Origin of the sequence: Burkholderia sp. ZZQ-2, from assembly GCF_050768715.1 — a bacterium.
Classification (GTDB): Bacteria; Pseudomonadota; Gammaproteobacteria; order Burkholderiales; family Burkholderiaceae; genus Burkholderia; species Burkholderia cepacia.
The window spans coordinates 1-883 of sequence record NZ_LDVA01000082.1 but is presented as its reverse complement, the minus strand read 5'-3'; the positions used below and the strand labels follow the sequence as shown (position 1 = coordinate 883).

Annotated in this window: 1 protein-coding gene; it reads right to left on the bottom strand. The window is 73.4% G+C overall.

Going from position 1 to position 883, the window contains the following annotated elements:
- The coding region (locus ABY44_RS03670; protein ID WP_431640873.1) for an FUSC family protein at positions 1-883 on the bottom strand (883 nt) is incomplete at both ends.

The following is an 883-nucleotide window of genomic DNA, read 5'->3' as shown; positions in this document are numbered from 1 at the left end:
CGCCTCGATGCTCGCCTGCGTCATCGCGGCCGGCTGGCCGGCGAGCAGCGCGCCGAGCTGCGCGATGCGGTGCTGCTGACGCTGCTGCCAGCCCGCCGCCGTGACGCGCCGGCCGGCTACGAGCGCGAGCGTGTCGTCGCGGATCGTGCGGCGCAGCCGCGTGGCGTCGGTGGCCAGGTTGCCCGGCAGGATCAACCGGAACGTGAGCAGCGTGAGGAACGTGGCGAGCACCCACGCGACCGACTGGTTCAGGAACAGCGCAACGTCGGGGCGGAACGGATTGGTCGCGCCGGTCAGCGTGTTGAACGCGACGAGATAGGCGAGCCCCGCGAGCGCGGTCTTCGGCACGCTCGTCGCGTAGATGCCGGGCATCCAGAACAGCGCGAGCGCGACGACGAGCAGCGGAAAGCCTTCGATGCGCGGCAGGATGCCGAACGCGCACACGAACGCGGCCGGCACGGCGAGCACCGTGCCCTTGATGAACGCCTGCGCGCCGGCGGCCGGGTTGCCGGCGGTCGCGAGCAGCGCGCAGTACGGCGCGACGACGAGCAGCATCATGTCGCCCTGGTTCCAGCCGGTCGCGAGCCAGAATGCGCCCGAGATCACGATCGCGCACGCGGCGCGCACGCCGTTGCGCAGGGCCGCGCCCGTGTCGCGGTGAAAGCGCACCCGCGCGGGCCGGTAGCCGGGGCGCGGGCGCTGCAGTTCGACGAGCCCGTCGAGCGCCGCGCGGTAGTCGTCGATCTGTTCGATCAGCCGCTCGCCGGCGATCAGCAACGCCGCATCGTCGCGCGGATCGCCGAGCGCGATGCCGTCGAGTGCGTCGCGCAGGCGTTCGCGCGCATCGCCGAGCAGTGCACGCGCGTGCGTCGCGCCGCCGGGG